14 protein-coding genes are annotated in these 20,245 nt (G+C 71.4%); 11 read left to right on the top strand and 3 right to left on the bottom strand.

What is annotated here, in order from left to right; translation table 11 throughout:
• Window positions 1-68: 68 nt before the first annotated feature.
• Window positions 69-335 (bottom strand): hypothetical protein, encoded by a 267-nt coding sequence (locus U9R90_RS08365; protein ID WP_411055758.1) that lies wholly within the window; start codon window positions 333-335, stop codon window positions 69-71.
• Between the two features lie 181 nt (window positions 336-516).
• Between U9R90_RS08365 and miaA the strand changes: the two genes are divergently transcribed.
• The 6 genes from miaA (at window position 517) to hflX (ending at window position 8,705) form a co-directional block, all read left to right on the top strand.
• Window positions 517-1,455 (top strand): tRNA (adenosine(37)-N6)-dimethylallyltransferase MiaA, encoded by a 939-nt coding sequence (gene miaA, locus U9R90_RS08360; RefSeq protein ID WP_411055757.1) that lies wholly within the window; start codon window positions 517-519, stop codon window positions 1,453-1,455.
• A gap of 108 nt (window positions 1,456-1,563) precedes the next feature.
• Window positions 1,564-2,088, top strand: coding sequence for a hypothetical protein (locus U9R90_RS08355; RefSeq protein ID WP_411055756.1), 525 nt, complete (start codon window positions 1,564-1,566; stop codon window positions 2,086-2,088).
• Window positions 2,089-2,183: 95 nt separating this feature from the next.
• Entirely contained in the window at window positions 2,184-3,074 is an 891-nt protein-coding gene (dapF, locus tag U9R90_RS08350) for a diaminopimelate epimerase (protein WP_411055755.1), read from the top strand.
• A 142-nt stretch (window positions 3,075-3,216) separates the two neighbouring features.
• Window positions 3,217-5,412: a RelA/SpoT family protein gene (locus U9R90_RS08345; RefSeq protein WP_411055754.1), complete on the top strand. Its 2,196-nt coding sequence runs from the start codon at window positions 3,217-3,219 to the stop codon at window positions 5,410-5,412.
• A 75-nt stretch (window positions 5,413-5,487) separates the two neighbouring features.
• Window positions 5,488-7,041 (top strand): M1 family metallopeptidase, encoded by a 1,554-nt coding sequence (locus tag U9R90_RS08340; RefSeq protein WP_411055753.1) that lies wholly within the window; start codon window positions 5,488-5,490, stop codon window positions 7,039-7,041.
• Window positions 7,042-7,196: 155 nt separating this feature from the next.
• Complete coding sequence (gene hflX, locus U9R90_RS08335; RefSeq protein ID WP_411055752.1) at window positions 7,197-8,705, top strand: GTPase HflX; 1,509 nt, start codon at window positions 7,197-7,199, stop codon at window positions 8,703-8,705.
• 83 nt (window positions 8,706-8,788) lie between these two features.
• Here the strand turns inward: hflX and U9R90_RS08330 are convergent, their stop codons facing one another.
• Together U9R90_RS08330 and U9R90_RS08325 are read right to left on the bottom strand one after the other, a co-directional pair.
• The gene (locus U9R90_RS08330; RefSeq protein WP_411055751.1) at window positions 8,789-9,976 is read right to left on the bottom strand and encodes a trypsin-like serine peptidase; all 1,188 of its coding nucleotides are present in this window, start codon (window positions 9,974-9,976) and stop codon (window positions 8,789-8,791) included.
• 280 nt (window positions 9,977-10,256) lie between these two features.
• A complete protein-coding gene (locus U9R90_RS08325; RefSeq protein WP_411055750.1) occupies window positions 10,257-11,492 on the bottom strand; it encodes a trypsin-like serine peptidase in 1,236 nt (411 codons plus the stop codon).
• A gap of 292 nt (window positions 11,493-11,784) precedes the next feature.
• On the opposite strand from U9R90_RS08325, the gene U9R90_RS08320 reads away from it, so the two are divergent.
• From U9R90_RS08320 to U9R90_RS08300, 5 genes are all read left to right on the top strand, one after another.
• The gene (locus U9R90_RS08320) at window positions 11,785-13,185 is read left to right on the top strand and encodes a diaminobutyrate--2-oxoglutarate transaminase family protein (RefSeq protein ID WP_411055749.1); all 1,401 of its coding nucleotides are present in this window, start codon (window positions 11,785-11,787) and stop codon (window positions 13,183-13,185) included.
• 133 nt (window positions 13,186-13,318) lie between these two features.
• Window positions 13,319-15,322 carry an IucA/IucC family protein gene (locus U9R90_RS08315; protein WP_411055748.1) on the top strand — a complete coding sequence of 668 codons (2,004 nt, stop codon included), beginning with the start codon at window positions 13,319-13,321 and terminating at the stop codon, window positions 15,320-15,322.
• A 30-nt stretch (window positions 15,323-15,352) separates the two neighbouring features.
• Entirely contained in the window at window positions 15,353-16,099 is a 747-nt protein-coding gene (locus tag U9R90_RS08310; protein ID WP_411055747.1) for a GNAT family N-acetyltransferase, read from the top strand.
• 109 nt (window positions 16,100-16,208) lie between these two features.
• A complete protein-coding gene (locus tag U9R90_RS08305; RefSeq protein WP_411055746.1) occupies window positions 16,209-18,155 on the top strand; it encodes an IucA/IucC family protein in 1,947 nt (648 codons plus the stop codon).
• 52 nt (window positions 18,156-18,207) lie between these two features.
• Window positions 18,208-20,199 (top strand): ATP-dependent DNA helicase, encoded by a 1,992-nt coding sequence (locus tag U9R90_RS08300; protein WP_411055745.1) that lies wholly within the window; start codon window positions 18,208-18,210, stop codon window positions 20,197-20,199.
• Window positions 20,200-20,245: the final 46 nt, after the last annotated feature.

The raw sequence follows: 20,245 nt of genomic DNA, 5'->3' as shown, positions 1-20,245 counted from the left end.
CGCGGCAGGCGCGCGCACCGCGGCGGCCGTGAGGGCGGTGCCCCACGGCCGTACCCCGGTGCGTCCGCCTACTTGCGGGCGGCTTCGCCCGCCTCGTTGTCGGCCGCCTCGTCCGCCGACTGCTGCTTGGGGATCTCCACACCCTCGGCCGACGCCGCGTCCGCGTCCGTGTCCGGGACGTCGTCGCCGTCGGCCGCGGCCTCCGCGGAGGCCTCTACCGCCTCTTCCGCGGCCTCAGCCGCAGGCTCGACCGTGAGGGTGGCCGCCTGCGCCTCCGCGGTTGACGCTTCCTCCGTGTCCTTGGACTTGCGGCGGAACCGTGAAAAAACGCCCATATCTACTCCATACGCTGTTCGTGCGGGCGAAATCCCGCGCCGCCCGGAGCGTCCCATTGCGTCGCCCGGGGCTCCGGTCCTCACAACCGGCGGCCAGAACCTCGCAACAGGCAACGACCCCGGACGCGTCGCGTCACGTCGCTCGTTCGGGTCCAGGCCCGTGGTTTGCGAGACTGGGGAGGTGAGTACCGCAGCCTCCACCCCCCGGGTCATCGCCGTCGTCGGCCCCACCGCGGCCGGCAAGTCGGATCTTGGCGTCTTCCTCGCCCAGCGACTTGGCGGTGAGGTCGTCAACGCCGACTCCATGCAGCTCTACCGAGGGATGGACATCGGCACCGCCAAGCTGACACCCGAGGAACGCGGCGGCGTCCCGCACCACCTGCTGGACATCTGGGACGTGACCGAGGCGGCCAGCGTCGCCGAGTACCAGAAGCTCGCCAGGGCCGAGATCGACCGGCTGCTCGCCGACGGCCGCTGGCCGATCCTGGTCGGCGGCTCCGGGCTCTACGTCCGCGGAGCCGTCGACAACCTCGAGTTCCCCGGCACCGACCCCGCGGTCCGCGCCCGCCTGGAGGAGGAACTGACCCTGCGCGGCCCCGGCGCGCTGCACGCCCGCCTCGCCGCCGCCGACCCCGACGCCGCCAAGGCGATCCTGCCCAGCAACGGCCGCCGTATCGTCCGCGCCCTGGAGGTGATCGAGATCACTGGGCAGCCGTTCACCGCCAACCTCCCCGGCCACGACTCGATCTACGACACCATCCAGATCGGCGTCGACGTCGCCCGCCCCGAGCTTGACGAGCGCATCGCGACGCGCGTCGACCGGATGTGGGAGGCGGGCCTCGTCGACGAGGTGCGCGCGCTGCAGGAGCAGGGCCTGCGCGAGGGGCGTACCGCGTCGCGCGCGCTCGGCTACCAGCAGGTACTCGCGGCGCTCGCGGGCGAGTGCGGCGAACAGGAGGCGCGCGCCGAGACCGTACGCGCCACCAAGCGCTTCGCGCGCCGCCAGGACTCCTGGTTCCGCCGTGACGCGCGGGTGCACTGGCTCAGCGGTGCCGCCGCTGACCGACGGGAACTCCCGGTGCGGGCGCTGACGTTGGTCGAACGAGCGGTTACAGCCTGATCACGTGATGGCATCGGGACGCTCCGGCGGTCATCCGGGCCAGCGGGGGCGTGCCATCATCAAGCTTCGATCGAGCCAGTGGAGTCCGAGTTGGGAGGGCGCGTGGCGATGGAGGCCAGCCCTCGCGACACCGCACACGAGGACCAGGGACAGCTGAGTCCCGACGGTCCTGAGGCGACCGGCGCCCCCGCGGCGGCCGACCGCCCCGAGCTGACCGACAGGTCCGACACCTCGAACGGCGGTGTCGTCGCGGACGGCCCCGACGAGACCGACGCCGCCGAGGCGGCGTCCGCGAACGAGGTCGAGGTCGAGCTGCGGCCGCAGCGCCGGATGCGGATCTGGCAGACCGCGCCGATCGTGGTGCTCGCGACCGTGGGCTCCCTGATGTTCGCCTTCCCGCTGGCCTTCGACTTCGGCGACGGCGGCGCGGTCGTGGCCATGCTCGGCCTGCTGCTCAGCTGCTGCGCCGCGGGCTGGGCCGTGATGGCCGCCCGCCGCGTCGGCCTCACCTGGCCGGGACTGCCGGGCCGCGGCTCCGGGCGCCGCCCGGACTGGCGGGTGATCGCCGCGTACACCCTGATCGTCGGCGCCGTCGCCGTACTGGCCGTGTGGCGCGTGGCCCGGCTCCGCTGACTCAAGCGCTCCCCTGGCTCAAGTGCGCCCGTGACTCAAGCGCTGCAAGGCCGTACGGCTCGGGGGTTGTCGTACCGACCCCGTACGATCGAGGAATGAGCACGCGGATCGCCTTCCTCAAGGGTCATGGCACGGAGAACGACTTCGTGATCGTTCCCGACCCGGACAACGCCATCGACCTGCCCCCGGCCGCAGTCGCCGCACTCTGCGACCGCCGGGCCGGCATCGGCGGCGACGGCCTGCTGCACGTGGTGCGCTCCGCCGCGCACCCCGAGGCCAGGGCCATGGCGGGCGAGGCCGAGTGGTTCATGGACTATCGCAACGCGGACGGATCCATCGCCGAGATGTGCGGCAACGGCGTACGGGTCTTCGCCCGCTATCTGCAGCGCGCCGGACATGCCACGGCGGGCGACCTGGCCGTCGCGACCCGCGGCGGCGTCAAGCGGGTCCACATCGCCAAGGGCACCGAAGGCGGCGCCACCGACGGCGACATCACGGTCTCCATGGGCCGGGCGGTGCTCCCCGATGAGCAGGCGACCGCCACCGTCGGCGAGCGCAGCTGGCCTACGCGACACGTGAACATGGGCAATCCGCACGCGGTGGCCTTCGTCGACGACCTGGACCACGCCGGCAGCCTGTTCACCGCGCCGTCCGTCAGTCCCGCCGCCGTCTACCCGGACGGGGTGAACGTCGAGTTCGTCGTCGACCGCGGCGAGCGCCATGTCGCGATGCGGGTGCACGAGCGCGGCTCCGGCGAGACCCGCTCCTGCGGCACCGGCGCCTGCGCCGTGGCCGTCGCCGCGGCCCGCCGGGACGGCGTCGACCCCGCGGTGACCGGTGCGCCGGTGGCGTACACCGTGGACCTGCCGGGCGGCCGACTGGTGATCACCGAGCGGCCGGACGGCGCCGTCGAGATGACCGGACCCGCCGTGATCGTCGCGGAGGGTGAAATCACGGAGGAATGGCTGCGTACCGTAATCCCTTGAACCTTCGCTCGAATGGGTGATCCGTTTCATGCTGGGCGAGAGCCGGTGAGTGGCGCGTGATGGGCTCGGTAGCATCAAGCACCGGCCCGGTCGGGGGATGCCGCCGCCCGCCCCGCCGCCGGTCGAGCTGCGGGAGGTGCCCATGAGTACGGAACCGAAGGGGGCGGCGCATGGCGCCTCGGACCGGGCGGCGGGGGAAGACGGGCAGGCGAATCCCGCCACACCCGCGACACCCCGCAAGCGTGGCCGCGCCCGTATCGATCTGCGCAGGCTGGGACGGGCCGCGCTGCTCGGCTCCACCGCACGGGGCCGGCTGCCGGCCGCCATCGGCCATGTGGCCGAAGCCCATCGCGCGTACTACCCGGACGCCGACCTGGAACCGCTGCGCCGCGCCTACGTACTCGCCGAGTCCTCGCACCGCGGCCAGATGCGCAAGAGCGGCGAACCGTACATCACCCACCCGCTCGCGGTGACGCTGATCCTCGCCGAACTGGGCGCGGAGACCAAGACCCTGACCGCATCCCTGCTCCACGACACCGTCGAGGACACCGAGGTGACACTCGATCAGGTGCGTACGGAGTTCGGCGCGGAGGTCTGCTATCTGGTCGACGGCGTGACCAAGCTGGAGAAGGTCGACTACGGCTCCGCCGCCGAGCCCGAGACCTTCCGCAAGATGCTCGTCGCCACCGGCAACGACGTACGCGTGATGTCCATCAAGCTCGCCGACCGGCTGCACAACATGCGCACCCTCGGCGTGATGCGCCCCGAGAAGCAGGCCCGGATCGCCAAGGTGACCCGGGACGTCCTCATCCCGCTCGCCGAGCGGCTCGGCGTGCAGGCCCTGAAGACCGAGCTGGAGGACCTGGTCTTCGCGATCCTGCACCCCGAGGAGTACGCCACGACCCAGTCCCTCATCAGGGATAACGCGGCCCGCCACGACCCACTCGCGGACATCGCCGACGAGATGCGGGCCGTGCTGCGCGAGGCGGGCATCGAGGCCGAAGTCCTGATCAGGCCACGGCACTTCGTCTCCGTGCACCGCGTACGGATCAAACGCGGCGAGCTGCGCGGCACCGACTTCGGCCGTGTCCTGGTCCTGGTGAACGAGGACGCGGACTGCTACGGCGTACTCGGTGAGCTGCACACCTGCTTCACCCCGGTCATCTCGGAGTTCAAGGACTTCATCGCCGTCCCCAAGTTCAACCTGTACCAGTCGCTGCACACCGCCGTCGCCCGCCCCGACGGCTCGGTCGCCGAAGTCCTCATCCGTACGCAGCAGATGCACAAGGTCGCCGAGGCGGGCGTCGTCGCGCTCGGCAACCCGTACGCGCCCGGCGCCGACGAACCGGGCGACGGCGAGCGCGCCGACCCCACCCGACCCGGCTGGCTCTCGCGGCTCCTGGACTGGCAGCAGGCGACCCCCGACCCGGACGCCTTCTGGAGCTCGCTGCGCGAGGACCTCGCCCAGGACCGCGAGATCACCGTCTACCGCAACGACGGCGGCACCCTCGGCCTGCCGGCCGGTGCCAGCTGTGTGGACGCGGCCTACGCCCAGTACGGCGAGGACGCGCACACCTGCATCGGCGCGCGGGTCAACGGCCGCCTGGCGACGCTCAGTACGGTGCTGCGCGACGGCGACACCGTCCAACTGCTGCTCGCTCCGCAGGAGACCGGCTCCGGGCCCTCGCCCGACTGGCTCGACCACACCCGCACCCCGGCCGCCCGGATCGCGATCCGGCGCTGGTTCGCCACGCACCCGGCCACGGCGCCGGAAGCCACCGGGCCCGCCGAGCGGCAGCCCGGTTTCCCGGAGAGCTCCGCGGCCGCCGCACCCCGGCCGCCGCAGCTCACCGCGGCCGCCACCCGACCGGGACAGCCCAGCGCCGTGGTCGACCTGCCGGGCGCGACCGTACGCCTCGCGCGGTGTTGTACCCCGGTGCCGCCGGACGCGGTGACCGGGTTCGCGGTGCGCGGTGGCGTGGTCACCGTGCACCGTGTGACATGTCCCGCGGTGCAGCGGATGGCCGCGGCAGGACGCGAGCCCGTCGGCGTGCGCTGGGAGGACCCCGACGACACCGCCGAGTGCCGGGTGACGCTCTTCGCCGAGTCCTTCGGGCGACCCCATCTGCTCGCCGACCTGACCGAGGCCATCGCCCTGGAGGGCGCGGAGATCGTCTCCGCGACCGTGGAACCGCCGACCGAGGGGCGGGTGCGCCACACGTACACCCTCCAACTCCCCGACTCCGCCCTGCTTCCCTCGCTGATGCGCGCGATGCGCAAGGTCCCGGGCGTGTACGACGTGGGCCGCGCCCAGCACTCGGCGACGGCAACGCAGTAACCCGGGCAGACCCGTTCGGGTGGGCGGGGCGCGCGCCGTCGCGGCGGGGGCGGCATGCGCTGATAGCCGTGGTCCATGTTGCTCTCGCCCCGGACCAGGGCCGCCCTGCTGGCCGTCGCCTCCGCATCGCTGCTCGCCGCGAGCCTGCCCGCACCCGCCGCCGCCCCACTCGGCATCGGCGACCCGCTCTTCCCGCACCTGGGCAATCCGGGATACGACGTCACCTCGTACGACATCGCCCTCATCTACCGCGGTGACAACAGCAAGCCGCTGGACGCCGTCACCAAGATCGACGCGCGGGCGACCGCCCCGCTGGACCGGATCAACCTCGACTTCACCCGCGGCACGGTGCGCTCCGTGGACGTCAACGGCGCCGCGGCCGGCCACGAAAGCGTCGGCGAGGACCTGGTCCTGACCCCGAAGACCCCGATCGTCTCCGGGAGCCCGATCCGGATCACCGTGCGGCACACCAGCGATCCCGCGGGCGCGTCCGACGGCGGCTGGGTACGCACCAGTGACGGTCTGGCCATGGCCAACCAGGCCGATGCCGCCCACCGGGTCTTCCCGTGCAACGACCACCCGGCCGACAAGGCCCACTTCACCTTCCGTATCACCGCACCCAAGGACCTCACCGCCGTCGCCAACGGACTGCCGACCACCCAGCGGCGTGGCGCGCGGGACACCACCTGGACCTATCGCACCCGGCACCCCATGGCCACCGAGCTGGCGCAGGTCTCGATCGGCCGCTCGGCCGTGGTGCGGCACAACGGGCCGAACGGGCTGCCGTTGCGCGACGTGGTACCGGCCAAGGACCGGGCGAAGCTGGAGCGGTGGCTGGAGAAGACCTCGGACCACGTGGAGTGGATGGAGCGGAAGGTGGGCCGCTACCCCTTCGAGACGTACGGGGTCCTGGTGGCCGACGCCGAGACCGGCTTCGCCCTGGAGACCCAGACCCTGTCGCTGTTCGAGCGGGCGCTGTTCACCCGGCCCGAGTACCCCGAGTGGTACGTCGACTCGATCATGGTCCATGAGCTGGCACACCAGTGGTTCGGCGACAGCGTCAGCCCCCGTGGCTGGTCCGACCTGTGGCTGAACGAAGGGCACGCCACCTGGTACGAGGCCCTCTTCGCCGAGGAACGGGCCGGGCGCACGCTGCGGGCACGGATGAAGCACGCCTACCAGGAGTCCGACCGCTGGCGCGCGAAGGGCGGCCCGCCCGCCGCACCGAAGCGGCCCGAGCCGGGGCAGAAGATCAGCCTGTTCCGGCCGGTCGTCTACGACGGCAGTGCACTGGTCCTCTACGCCCTGCGGCAGGAGATCGGGGAGCGGGCCTTCGACCGCCTGCAGCGCGGGTGGGTGCGTACGTACGCCGACAGGTCGGCGACCACCGCGGACTTCGTCCGGATGGCGGGGCAGGTCTCGGGCCGCGACCTGAGCGGCTTCTTCCGGGACTGGCTGTACGCCCCGACCACGCCGCCGATGCCCGGACACCCGGAGTGGAAGACGGCCGCCGTGCCCTCGGCGTCCTCGGCGTCCTCGGATTCCTCGGCGCCCTCAGAGTCGTCCGCGCCTTCAGAGTCGTCCGCGGCGTCCGCGCCTTCCGTGTCCTCCCCGTCCCCCGGGGTATAAGTCAGGTGACGAGACGGGGCGTGTCGTGCGACTATCAAAGCGTCGGACGGACGGCACGGCCTGACCCGGGGAATCTCCGGGCCACCCCGGACGTTGACGCCACTGACAACCCAGCCGGTGCGACAAGTCATCGGCGCGAAGGACCTAAGGACCCAATGACCTCCTCTTCTTCCCCTTCCCAGGACGCGCAGGACGCGCAGAACCCCGCGCAGAACCTCCCCGAAGGACTTCGGGCCGATGCCCTGATGGAAGAGGACGTCGCCTGGAGCCACGAGATCGACGGAGTCCGGGACGGCGATCAGCTGGACCGCTCCGAGCGCGCGGCGCTGCGCCGTGTGGCCGGACTCTCCACCGAGCTCGAAGACGTCACCGAGGTCGAGTACCGCCAGCTCCGCCTGGAGCGTGTGGTGCTCGTCGGTGTGTGGACCTCGGGCACCGTGGACGACGCCGAGAACTCCCTCGCGGAGCTGTCGGCACTCGCCGAGACCGCGGGCGCGCTGGTACTCGACGGTGTCATCCAGCGCCGCGACAAGCCCGACCCGGCGACCTACATCGGATCCGGCAAGGCCCAGGAGCTGCGTGACATCGTGCTCGAGACCGGAGCCGACACCGTCGTCTGCGACGGTGAACTCTCCCCGGGCCAGCTCATCCACCTTGAGGACGTCGTCAAGGTCAAGGTGGTGGACCGCACCGCCCTGATCCTCGACATCTTCGCCCAGCACGCCAAGTCCCGAGAGGGCAAGGCGCAGGTCGCGCTCGCGCAGATGCAGTACATGCTGCCGCGGCTGCGCGGCTGGGGTCAGTCGCTGTCCCGGCAGATGGGCGGCGGCGGGTCCAGCGGTGGCGGCGGTATGGCCACCCGTGGTCCCGGTGAGACCAAGATCGAGACGGACCGGCGGCGGATTCGCGAGAAGATGGCGAAGATGCGCCGGGAGATCGCGGACCTGAAGACCGGCCGCGAGATCAAGCGCCAGGAGCGCAGGCGCAACAAGGTGCCATCGGTCGCCATCGCCGGTTACACCAACGCCGGAAAGTCCTCGCTGCTCAACCGCCTCACGGGCGCGGGCGTCCTGGTGGAGAACGCGCTGTTCGCCACCCTCGACCCGACCGTGCGCCGGGCCGAGACCCCCAGCGGGCGGCTTTACACGCTCGCCGACACCGTCGGGTTCGTACGCCACCTGCCGCACCACCTGGTCGAGGCGTTCCGCTCCACCATGGAGGAGGTCGGCGAGTCCGATCTCATCCTGCACGTGGTGGACGGCGCGCACCCGGTACCGGAGGAGCAGCTGGCCGCCGTACGTGAGGTCATCCGCGACGTGGGCGCCACGGACGTACCCGAGATCGTGGTGATCAACAAGGCGGACGCGGCCGATCCGCTCGTCCTGCAGCGGCTGCTGCGGGTCGAGAAGCACGCGATCGCGGTGTCCGCGCGCACCGGGCAGGGCATCGACGAGCTGCTCGCGCTCATCGACGTCGAACTGCCGCGGCCCCAGGTCGAGATCGAGGCCCTGGTGCCGTACACGCAGGGCGCGCTCGTCTCGCGTACGCACGCCGAGGGCGAGGTGATCTCCGAGGAGCACACCGCGGAGGGCACGCTGCTCAAGGCGCGGGTGCACGAGGAACTCGCCGCGGAGCTGATGACGTTCGTGCCCGCCAAGCGGTAACGCCTGCCTGCGCGGTAGTACGAAGAAGGCCCGCCCCGATCTCGTCGTCGGGGCGGGCCTTCCGTGTGCCTACTTCCTGGTGCCTACTTCTTGCTCGCCGCGTCGAAGACCTGCTTGGCACCCGAGCCGAGCTGCGGTCCGGCGACCCAGCCACTGCCGCCGGCCGGGCCGATCGAGGTGTTGGACACCAGCGCCAGCAGGCCGTTCGACTTCTTGTGGAACCAGCCGCCGCCGGAGGAGCCACCGGTCATCGTGCAGCCGATGCGGTACATCGTGGCCGTGCCCGGGGCGATGGTGAGGCGGCCCGGACGGTCGATGCACTTGTACATCAGCGCGCCGTTGTGCGGCGGAGCCGCGGGGTAGCCCCAGGCGCCCATCGCGCTCACGCTCTGCGCCGACGGGGCGGAGAAGTCGACCGGGAGCGCGGCGCCGACGGTCTCCTCAAGGGACTTCTTGCCGGGCCGCACCTTCAGCACGGCGTAGTCCTGCGACCAGGCCGCCTGGCTGGTGCCGCCCTGCTTGATCCAGGAGCCGGAGGTCACGCCCCAGGTCGCCCAGAACTGGCCGTAGGGAGCCACCTGCCGGGGCGCGGCGTTGCGCAGCGCGGCCGGGGACTTGCCCTCGTCGTTGTAGGACGGGACGAACATGATGTTGCGGTACCAGCCGCCGTTGCCACCGGCGTGGATGCAGTGGCCCGCGGTCCACACGAGGTTGGACTTGCCCGGGTTGCGCGGGTCCTTCACCACGGTGCCCGAGCAGACCATCGAGCCCTTGGGGGAGTCGAAGAAGATCTTGCCGACCGCGGCGGAGTTCTTGTGGTACGGGGTCTTCTCCGGCTGCGCCTTGACGGGCGTCGGGGTCGGGTCGGTCGCGCCCTGGGTGGTGCTCTGCGCGCTGACCGTGTTGTCCGGGTCCTTGGCGTCGTGCATGCGCTCGGGGTCCCACAGGCCGTCGATGACCGGGTTGGCGAAGTCCTTCGCCTCACGCAGCCACTTGTCCTTCTCCCAGTTCTTCCACCCCCCGTCCTTCCACTTGTCGAGGTCGATGCCCTTCTCCTTGAGCCGGTCGGTGACGTCCGAGGGGAGCTCGAGGCCGTTGTCGTCCTTGCCCCCGCTGTCGCCGTCGCCGCCGTTGCCCGTGTCGCCCGCCTCGCTGGCGGTGGCATCCGGCTTGTCACTGGCCTTGTCGTCGCTCGAGCCACAGGCGGTGGCGGTCAGGGCCAGGGCAGCGGCGATCGACACCGCTGCCAGGGCTGGACGTATGGATCTCATGGTGCGTTACCCCCGATAGGTTGCTGTGTGTCATGTGCGTGGCGTGTCATGCTCGTGTCACTCGAAAGTGTGCTTTGGTGCCCGGCTTGGAGACGCGAGGCTCCACTATGCCGGGCGAGTTGCGGGCGGCCGACGGCGGGGCTGTGCCGATCTTGTGGAGAGCCCCGCCGTCGCATCCGCGTCGCCCGCGGGTCGTATCCGCAGGCGAAACGCGTCGTGTTCGTAGGCGACACGCGTCGTGTTCGCAGGTGACGCGTGTCGTACCAGCCGCCGCTGGGCCCTACTTGGCGTACTTGTCGCTGACCGCGTCGTAGATGCCCTTGGCCTCGTCACCGAGGCGCGGGCCCGCCAGCCACCCGGCGGTCACCGGGCCGATGGAGGTGTTGGAGACCAGCGCGGGCTTGCCGTCCTGGCCGGTGGCGACCCAGCCGCCGCCGGAGGAACCGCCGGTCATGGTGCAGCCGATGCGGTACATCGTCGGGTCGTTCTTCTTCAGCGACAGCCGACCGGGCTTGTCGGTGCAGGAGAACTCCTTCTGGCCCTCGAAGGGCGGGGCCGCCGGGTACCCGGTCGCCGTGATGCTGTCGATCTTCGGCACGGCGGGAGCCTTGAACTCCACCGGAAGCGACGCGCCCACCGTCTCCTCAAGGGACTTGCCGCCGCCGCTCTCGGGCTTGACGTGCATCACGGCGAAGTCGTACGGAGCGCCCAGGCCACCGGTCGTGGCGCCCTGCTCGATCCACTGCTCGGAGGTCTGCGCCCAGTCGGCCCACCAGGAGCCGTACGGAGCGACCTGTTCCTTCGTCGCGCCCCCGTCCCGGAGTTCGGCGAGCGACTTGCCGTCGTTGTTGTACGACGGGACGAAGACGATGTTCCGGAACCAGCCGCCCTGCTTGCCGGCGTGCACGCAGTGGCCCGCGGTCCACACCATGTTGGACTTGCCGGGGTTCGCCGGGTCCGCGACCACCGTGGCGGAGCAGACCGCCTTGCCCTGGGGCGTGTCGAAGAACAGCTTGCCCGCCGCCGGGGCGTTGTCGTGGTACGGAGCCGCGACCTCCTGCGCCTGTACGGGTTCGGGCGTCGGGTCCGTCACGCCCTCGTCACCGGAGATGTCGTCGTCGACGGGCTTGTCCGGGGTCTTGTCGGCGTCCCGCATCCGGTCCGGGTCCCACAGGTCCTTGATGATCGGGTTGACGTAGTCCTCGGCCTCGCGGAGCCACTTGTCCTTGCTCCAGTCCTTCCACTCGCCGTCCCGCCACTTGTCGAGATCGATCCCGTGGTCCTTGAGCCGGTCCTTGAGGTCCTCCGGAATCGTGATCTTGTCGCTGTCCGAGCCGGTGGTGGCCGTGGCGGAGGGCTGGTCGTCGGCCTTGTCGCTGCCGTTGTCGTCGGGGCCGCAGGCCGTCGCCGTCAGGGCCAGAGCGGCACAGACGGCGACCACGGCCGGAACGGGGGAGGTTCTGCGGCGCGCGCCCCTCCCTCGGCGAACGGTCAAGAGTGGGCGAATGGGTCGCATGGTGAGATCTCCCCCTGGACTATCGGTGGACTTCAGCGGCTGTTGAGCACCCCACACTATGTCGGCCCTATGGGGGACTGCCGACGGGTCGGCAACAGTCCTGTCACGGCAAGGATCTTCCCCTTGCCCGTGATCCCCCGGCCCTCGCGTCGTTGGTACGTACGGGGGACACGCGGTGCGCGTTCAGCTTGCTCCCCCCACGGACCGGCAGTGCCCAACTCGCCGACGTACCAGCCCAGTACACGCAGCTGCACCACCAGGACAAGCCCGTACAGCAGGAGGACCCACCGCCGTGTCCGTGACCGAGCAGGCGCCCGCGGGGCCGCCCACCGCACCCTCCGTGCCACCCGACGGCGCGGTCGGGGAGGGGATTCTGCGGCGCCAGTCGCTGCGTGAGTCGGCCGCGCGCACCTATGCGCGGGCGCTCCCGATCGTGCCGGTGCGCGCGCGGGGGCTGACGATCGAGGGCGCCGACGGGCGACGCTATCTGGACTGCCTCTCCGGAGCGGGGACGCTGGCGCTCGGGCACAACCACCCCGTGGTCCTGGAGGCGATCAGGAAGGTCCTGGACTCGGGGGCGCCGCTGCACGTTCTGGACCTGGCGACGCCGGTCAAGGACGCGTTCATCACGGAGCTGTTCGCCACGCTGCCGGGGGAACTGGCGGACCGGGCCCGGGTGCAGTTCTGCGGACCGGCCGGTACGGACGCGGTCGAGGCGGCGCTGAAACTCGTCCGCACGGCGACGGGGCGCAGCGGACTGCTCGCCTTCACCGGCGCGTACCACGGGATGACGGCGGGCGCGCTTGAGGCCTCCGGCGGCGCGCAGGACGTACGGGTCACCCGGCTGCCCTATCCGCAGGACTACCGCTGCCCGTTCGGGGTTGGCGGGGAGCGCGGCGCCGAACTGGCCGCCCGCTGGACCCAGTCGCTGCTGGACGACCCCAAGTCCGGGGTGCCCGCGCCCGCCGGGATGATCCTGGAACCGGTCCAGGGCGAGGGCGGAGTCAACCCCGCGCCCGACGGCTGGCTGCGGCGGATGCGACAGCTGACCGCGGACCGCTCGATTCCGCTGATCGCCGACGAGGTACAGACCGGGGTCGGACGCACGGGCGCCTTCTGGGCCGTCGAGCACAGCGGGATCGTGCCCGATGTGCTGGTGCTGTCCAAGGCGATCGGCGGCAGTCTGCCGCTGGCCGTGGTGGTCTACCGGGACGATCTGGACGCCTGGGAACCGGGTGCGCACGCCGGTACGTTCCGCGGCAACCAGCTCGCCATGGCGGCGGGCGCGGCGACGCTCGCGTACGTCCGCGAGAACGGCCTAGCGGAACGGGCCGGAGTCATTGGGGCCCGGATGCTCGGACAACTGCGGGGTCTTGCCGCCGAGTACCCGTGTATCGGGGACGTCCGCGGGCGGGGGCTGATGATCGGAATCGAGATGGTTGACCCCTCGTCCTCGGGGGACCCCGCGCGGCAGGACCCGGCGGTGCCCGGGCAGCCGCCCGCGGCACCGGAGCTCGCGGCCGCCGTGCAGCGCGAGTGCCTGCGCCGCGGGCTGATCGTCGAGCTCGGCGGGCGGCACTCCAGCGTCGTCCGGCTGCTGCCGCCGCTCACCCTCACCGACGAACAGGCCGCGGCGGTGCTCGACCGCCTGGCCGACGCGGTGGCCTGCGCCGCCCGCGGCGAACACGGGTAGCCCAGGGCCTCCCGGGAGTTGGCTCACCACCACAGCGAACGAGATCGGCCCCCGACCACACCGAACGAGATCGGCCCACCACCACACCGAACGAGATCGACGACGTACTCGACCACCGCACAAGGAACAGCTCTTGAACCGCAACCCCGCACCCGACGGCCGCCCCGACACCCCACCGCACGGGACGCCCGCGCGGCTGGTCGCGGAACCGGAGACGGTACCCAGGCAGTCGGGCGGTGGCCATGACGCGGCGCACCCCCTCGCAGCCGCTCACCGGGTGGCCGCGTACACCGATCCGCTGGAACACCCGGACCCGCGAACCGCCGCGGAGGCCGCGGCCGTCGAGAATCTGCTGCGGTGCTGGGTGCGCGAGAACAACTACCCGGCTCCGGACACGCCAGGCGGCACCCGCGGTCCTGGCGTCCTGCGTATCCCGCTCAAGGCCAGCGGTACCGCCCTTCTCGTCCCCGTGCGCTACTGGTCGGCGACCGGCTGGCACCGCTTCGGTCTGCCCGTGCTGGAGAGCGGCCCGCGTGGCGCGGCGCCCGTCGACGCGGTCACCACCGCCTCGCTCCTGGGCCGTGAAGCGGCGCAGAACAGCGGCGCGAACGGCGACGCTGTGGCCCTCGGAGACGGCGGAGATCTGGTCGGCCGGGTCGCCGACTCGGTCCGCAGGACCGCCGAGTTCCTCGTCGACAGCAGAAGTCGCCCCGAGCACGGGGACGACCTCTTCCTGACCGCCGAGCAGTCCCTCCTCCTGGGCCACCCGCTGCACCCGACACCGAAGAGCCGCGAAGGGCTCTCCGAAGCCGAATCCCGCCGGTACTCGCCCGAGTTGCGCGGCGCGTTCCCGCTGCACTGGATGGCCGTCGACCGCTCCGTACTCGCCACCGACTCGGCCTGGACCGAACGCGGCCGCACCGTACCCGCGCACCAGCTCACCGACCGCCTCGCCGGCCCCGGCCTCGATCTGTCCGGCGGTCGGGTCGCGCTGCCGCTGCACCCCTGGCAGGTCCGCGAACTGGTCCACCGATCGGAGATCGCCGCCCTCCTGGACGCCGGACTGCTCCAGGACCTCGGCACACACGGCGAACCCTGGCACCCCACCTCGTCGGTACGCACCCTCTACCGCTCCGGCGCGCCCGCCATGCTCAAACTCTCGCTCGGACTGCGCATCACCAACTCCCGTCGGGAGAACCTCCACAAGGAACTCCTCCGCGGCGTCGAGGTCCACCGGCTGCTGCGCAGCGGCCTCGCCGAACAGTGGCAGGCCGCTCACCCCCGGTTCGACATCATCCGCGACCCGGCCTGGCTCGCCGTCCTGGGGCCCGACGGCACCCCGCTGCCCGGTCTCGACGCGATGATCCGGCACAACCCGTTCACCCCCAGCGACGACGCCAGCTGTGTCGCCGGGCTGATCTCGCCCAGGCCCGTGCCGCCACACACGCCGGGCGACAGCAGCGAGGGGGACCGCGGCCAAGGCGACCGCACTCCGATGCGCTCCCGGCTCGCGGCGATCGTCACCCGGCTCGCCGCGCGCACCGGCCGTCCCGCGAGCGCCGTGGCCGCCGAGTGGTTCATGCGCTACCTCGAGCAGGTCGTACGCCCTGTGCTCTGGCTCGACAGCGAGGCCGGGGTCGCCCTGGAGGCCCACCAGCAGAACACCCTCGTCCTGCTCGACCCCGAGGGCTGGCCCGCGGGTGGCCGCTACCGGGACAACCAGGGGTACTACTTCCGCCACTCCCGGCGCGCCGAACTCGACCGGCGCCTCCCCGGCATCGGGGAGCACAGCGACACCTTCGTCCCCGACCACGTCACCGACGAACGCTTCGCCTACTACCTCGGCATCAACAACGTCCTCGGCCTCATCGGGGCCTTCGGCTCCCAGCGACTCGCCGACGAGCAACTGCTGCTCGCCGCCTTCCGACGCTTCCTCGGCGACGCCGCCACGGGACCCGACCGGCTTGACTCGCCCCTGCCCGCGCTGCTCTTGGACTCACCTGTGCTGCGCTGCAAGGCCAACCTGCTGACCCGGCTGCACGGTCTCGACGAGCTGGTCGGCCCGGTCGACACCCAGTCCGTCTACGTCACGATCACCAACCCCCTGCACGACTCACCCCGCCCGTCCCGCACATGACCCACCCCACCTTGGGAGAGGAGCGTCGCCGTGCCTCCCACCGATGCGAGCACCGACAGCGAGGACACTCTCGAGCTGCGCCTGCCGGATGACTTCCTCGCGCTCTTCGCCGCTACCACCGACGACGAGAACGAGAGCCATGAGAACGAGACCCCTGGTGACGAGAAGCCGCCGGGAGGGCTGCCGCCCCGCACCCTGCCAGGCGGCTACCTGCTCGACGACATCGCCGAATGGGGCCCGGCCACCACCGCCGCGGGTACCTTCCACCTCCTGCCCGTACGCCCCGAACGCGACCTCTCGCTCATCACCCGCTGGATGAACGACCCAGCTGTGGCCGCCTTCTGGGAACTCGCCGGGGACGAGAGCGTCACCGCCGCCCATCTGAGCGCCCAGTGCGACGGCGACGGACGAAGCGTCCCCTGCCTCGGCGTACTCGACGGCACCCCGATGAGCTACTGGGAGATCTACCGCGCCGACCTGGACCCGCTGGCCCGCTACTACCCCGCCCGCCCACACGACACCGGAATCCACCTCCTCATCGGCGGCGTCGCGGACCGCGGCCGAGGCCTCGGCACCACGCTGCTGCGGGCCGCCGCCGACCTGGTGCTCGACCATCGCCCCCACTGCGCCCGCGTCATCGCCGAACCCGACCTGCGCAACACCCCTTCCGTCGCAGCCTTCCTGAGTGCCGGCTTCCGGCTCTCCGCCGAACTGGACCTCCCCGACAAGCGCGCGGCCCTGATGATCCGCGACCGTGCCCTACGCATGGTGCTCTGACCCGCTCTTCTGATCCCTCGCTCGCCCCGGCCGGGTTCCCACCCCTGCCGCCCCTCTTTGCCACCACCCGTCGAACGGACGCTTCGCGCCCTCTGATCCCGGAGTCCCCGTGCAGAATCCCTCCGCCGCCCACGACACGGGAGAACCGCCCGCGCTCTACGACCCACCCGTGCTGTACGACCCGCCGGAACTGAACCGGGCGGCCTGGGACCAGGCCGCCCGCCGCCTACTCGGCAAGCTGCTCGGCGAGTTCGCCCACGAAGAGATCATCCAACCGGTCCCGGTATCGAGAGCCGCCCCCGACCACGACGCCCCCGACCGCGACGCCCTTGACCGATACACCCCCGACCACGACGCCCCTGACCGATACGCCCACGACCGATACGTCCTCAGCCTCGACGACGCCGCCGAGCTGACCTTCCGCGCCCGCCGCGGCGCGTACGGAAGCTGGCGTGTCGACCCGGAGTCCATCACCCTGCATCCCGCACACAGCCCGCAGGGCACACCACAGGACACCCCGGCGACCCCCTTCGCCGACCCGTTCCGCTTCCTCGTCCTGGCCCGCCGCACCCTGAACCTGGACGGCGCGACCCTCGGCCACCTCATCCGCGAACTGAGCGCCACGCTCGCCGCCGACACCCGCCTCGACCACACCGCGCACACCGCCGCCGACCTCGCCGACCTCGGCTACGCGCAGCTCGAAGGGCACCAGTGCGGCCACCCCTGGCTCGTACTCAACAAGGGCCGCCTGGGATTCTCGGCCCAGGACGCCGCCCAGTGGGCACCCGAGGCCCGCAGGCCCGCCAGGCTGCCGTGGATCGCGGTGCGCCGCACGCTCGCGACGTACCGCGGCGTCAGCGGACTCGAAACGCCCGATGCGCTCTACGACCGCGAGCTCGACGCGCCGACCCGCGCGTCCTTCACCTCCTCCCTGCGCGCACGGGGTCTCGACCCGGCCGCGTACCTCTACCTCCCCGTGCACCCGTGGCAGTGGGACGAGGTCGTGCTGCCGCTGTTCGCCCCGTCCATCGCCACTGACGACATCGTGCCACTCGCCACTGACAGTGACCTGCGGCTGCCCCAGCAGTCCATTCGTACGTTCCTCAACCTGTCCCGCCCGGACCGGCACACCGTCAAGCTTCCGCTGTCCGTGCTCAACACCCTGGTCTGGCGCGGACTGCCGACCGAGCGCACCCTCGCCGCACCCGCCGTCACTTCCTGGGTGCACTCGCTGCGTGACGCCGATCCGTTCCTCCGCGACACCTGCCGCATCGTGTTGCTCGGCGAGGTCGCCTCGGTCACCGTCGAGCACCCCGTCTACGACCGGCTCCCCGAGGCCCCGTACCAGTACAAGGAACTGCTGGGCACGATCTGGCGCGAGCCCCTGAGCCGCTATCTGGCGCCCGGCGAGCGGGCCCGCACGCTGGCGTCCCTGCTGCACACCGACGCCCGGGGCCGCGCGTTCACCGCGGAACTGGTCACGCGCTCGGGCCTCGCCCCCGAGGTCTGGCTGCGTCGGCTCTTCGCCGCGCTGCTGCCGGGACTGCTGCACTTCCTCTACCGCTACGGAACGGTGTTCTCCCCGCACGGAGAGAACGCCATCGTGGTCTTCGACGACCAGGACGTTCCCGTACGGCTGGCGATGAAGGACTTCGTCGACGACGTGAACATCAGCGCCCAGCCGCTGCCCGAGCACGACGCGATGCCGGACGGCGTACGCGCCGTCCTGCTCACCGAGCCCGCCGCCTTCCTGACCCAGTTCATCCACTCCGGTCTCTGCGTCGGTGTCTTCCGCTACCTCGCGCCCCTGTGCGAGGAGCAACTGGGCGTGCCAGAGGCCGACTTCTGGGCGCTCGTACGGGCCGAGATCCTCCGTCACCAGGCGCGCTTCCCCGAGCTGAAAGAACGCTTCGAGCTCTTCGACCTGCTCACCCCGCGGATCGAGCGCCTGTGCCTGAACCGCAACCGGCTCCACCTCGACGGGTACCGCGACCGCCCCGAGCGCCCGCACGCAGCGGTCCACGGCACCGTTCCCAACCCTCTGTCCGCACCGTGATCAAGGGATGGACCCCGGCATTGTCAGTGGCGCCCCTTAGGGTGGACGAGCTATGACGAAGCCCTCACTCCCCGAACTCCTCCATGCCGCCGTCGCCGCCGTCGGCGGTACGGAGCGCCCTGGCCAGGTGACCATGGCCGAATCCGTCGCCGAGGCCATCGACGACGGCTCCCACCTGCTGGTCCAGGCCGGCACCGGCACCGGAAAGTCCCTCGGCTATCTGGTCCCGGCGCTCGCCCACGGGGAGCGGGTCGTGGTGGCGACCGCCACGCTGGCACTCCAGCGCCAGCTCGTGGAGCGCGACCTGCCGCGCACGGTGGACGCGCTGCACCCGCTGCTGCGCCGCCGCCCCGAGTTCGCCATGCTCAAGGGCCGGTCCAACTACCTGTGCCTGCACCGGCTCCACGAGGGCGCGCCGCAGGACGAGGAAGAGGGCCTCTTCGACCAGTTCGAGGCGGCGGCCCCCACCAGCAAGCTGGGCCAGGACCTGCTGCGGATGCGCGACTGGGCGGACGAGACGGAGACCGGCGACCGCGACGACCTCACCCCGGGTGTCTCCGACCGTGCCTGGTCGCAGGTCACCGTCTCCTCGCGGGAGTGTCTGGGCGCGACGAAGTGCGCGTACGGTGCGGAGTGCTTCGCCGAGCAGGCCCGTGAGCGCGCCAAGCTCGCCGAGGTCATCGTCACCAACCACGCGCTGCTTGCCATCGACGCCATCGAGGGCGCCCCGGTCCTGCCCCAGCACGAAGTGCTGATCGTGGACGAGGCCCATGAGCTGGTCTCCCGGGTCACCGGAGTCGCCACGGGCGAGCTCACCCCGGGCCAGGTCAACCGCGCCGTGCGGCGCGCCGCGAAGCTGGTCAACGAGAAGGCCGCCGACCAGCTCCAGACGGCAGCCGAGACCTTTGAACGGCTGATGGAGCTGGCCCTCCCCGGCCGTCTGGAGGAGATCCCGGAGGACCTCGGCTATGCCCTGATGGCCCTGCGGGACGCCGCTCGCACGGTGATCTCGGCTCTGGGTTCGACTCGGGACAAGTCGGTCCAGGACGAGGACGCCGTGCGTAAGCAGGCCCTGGCCTCCGTCGAGACCATCCACGACGTGGCCGAGCGGATCAGTAACGGCTCCGAGTGGGACGTCGTCTGGTACGAGCGCCATGACCGTTTCGGTGCCTCACTGCGAGTGGCGCCCATGTCCGTCTCGGGCCTGCTGCGCGAGAAACTCTTCGCGGACCGCTCCGTCGTCCTGACCTCGGCCACCCTGAAGCTCGGCGGGGACTTCAACGGTGTGGGGGCCTCGCTCGGACTGGCCCCCGAAGGCACCGCGGGTACGGAGGGCTCCGAGGCGGAGGCCCTGCCGGTCTGGAAGGGCATCGATGTCGGCTCGCCCTTCGACTACGGCAAGCAGGGCATTCTCTATGTGGCCAAGCACCTGGCCAGGCCCTCGCGTGAGGGCACCCGCAGCGACATGCTGGATGAGCTCACCGAGCTGATCGAGGCGAGCGGCGGCCGCACCCTGGGCCTGTTCTCGTCCATGCGGGCGGCCCAGTCCGCCGCTGAGGAGCTGCGTTCCCGCATCCCCGAGTTCCCGATCCTGCTCCAGGGCGAGGAGACACTCGGCGAGTTGATCAAGGCCTTCGCCGCCGATCCGAAGACCTGCCTGTTCGGCACGCTCTCGCTGTGGCAGGGGGTGGATGTGCCGGGCGCGAGCTGCCAGCTGGTGGTGATGGACAAGATCCCGTTCCCCCGCCCTGACGACCCGCTGATGAGCGCGCGTCAGAAGGCGGTGGAGGAGGCCGGGGGCAACGGCTTCATGGCCGTGGCGGCGACCCATGCCGCCCTGCTGATGGCGCAGGGCGCGGGTCGTCTCGTACGGGCGTCCGGCGATCGCGGTGTGGTCGCCGTGCTGGACCCCAGGTTGGCCACGGCCCGCTACGGCAGCTATCTGAAGGCGTCACTGCCCGACTTCTGGTACACCACGGACCGCAACCAGGTCCGCCGCTCGCTGGCCGCGATCGACACCGCGGCCAAGGCCGAGGATCAGTAGGGCGAGGACCAGTAGAGCCCAGCGCACAGATCAGCGGGGCCAAGCG

This window comes from Streptomyces sp. E11-3 (assembly GCF_046540415.1).
GTDB lineage: Bacteria > Actinomycetota > Actinomycetes > Streptomycetales > Streptomycetaceae > Streptomyces.
The sequence above is the reverse complement of the archived record's forward strand: the minus strand, read 5'-3'. Positions and strand labels throughout refer to the sequence as shown.

Bases quoted from the DNA above. Each gene is read 5' to 3' on its own strand.
- U9R90_RS08365 (WP_411055758.1), bottom strand. From the start codon at position 335: ATGGGCGTTTTTTCACGGTTCCGCCGCAAGTCCAAGGACACGGAGGAA.
- U9R90_RS08355 (WP_411055756.1), top strand. From the start codon at position 1,564: ATGGAGGCCAGCCCTCGCGACACCGCACACGAGGACCAGGGACAGCTG.
- dapF (WP_411055755.1), top strand. From the start codon at position 2,184: ATGAGCACGCGGATCGCCTTCCTCAAGGGTCATGGCACGGAGAACGAC.
- U9R90_RS08345 (WP_411055754.1), top strand. From the start codon at position 3,217: ATGAGTACGGAACCGAAGGGGGCGGCGCATGGCGCCTCGGACCGGGCG.
- U9R90_RS08340 (WP_411055753.1), top strand. From the start codon at position 5,488: ATGTTGCTCTCGCCCCGGACCAGGGCCGCCCTGCTGGCCGTCGCCTCC.
- hflX (WP_411055752.1), top strand. From the start codon at position 7,197: ATGACCTCCTCTTCTTCCCCTTCCCAGGACGCGCAGGACGCGCAGAAC.
- U9R90_RS08330 (WP_411055751.1), bottom strand. From the start codon at position 9,976: ATGAGATCCATACGTCCAGCCCTGGCAGCGGTGTCGATCGCCGCTGCC.
- U9R90_RS08325 (WP_411055750.1), bottom strand. From the start codon at position 11,492: ATGCGACCCATTCGCCCACTCTTGACCGTTCGCCGAGGGAGGGGCGCG.
- U9R90_RS08300 (WP_411055745.1), top strand. From the start codon at position 18,208: ATGACGAAGCCCTCACTCCCCGAACTCCTCCATGCCGCCGTCGCCGCC.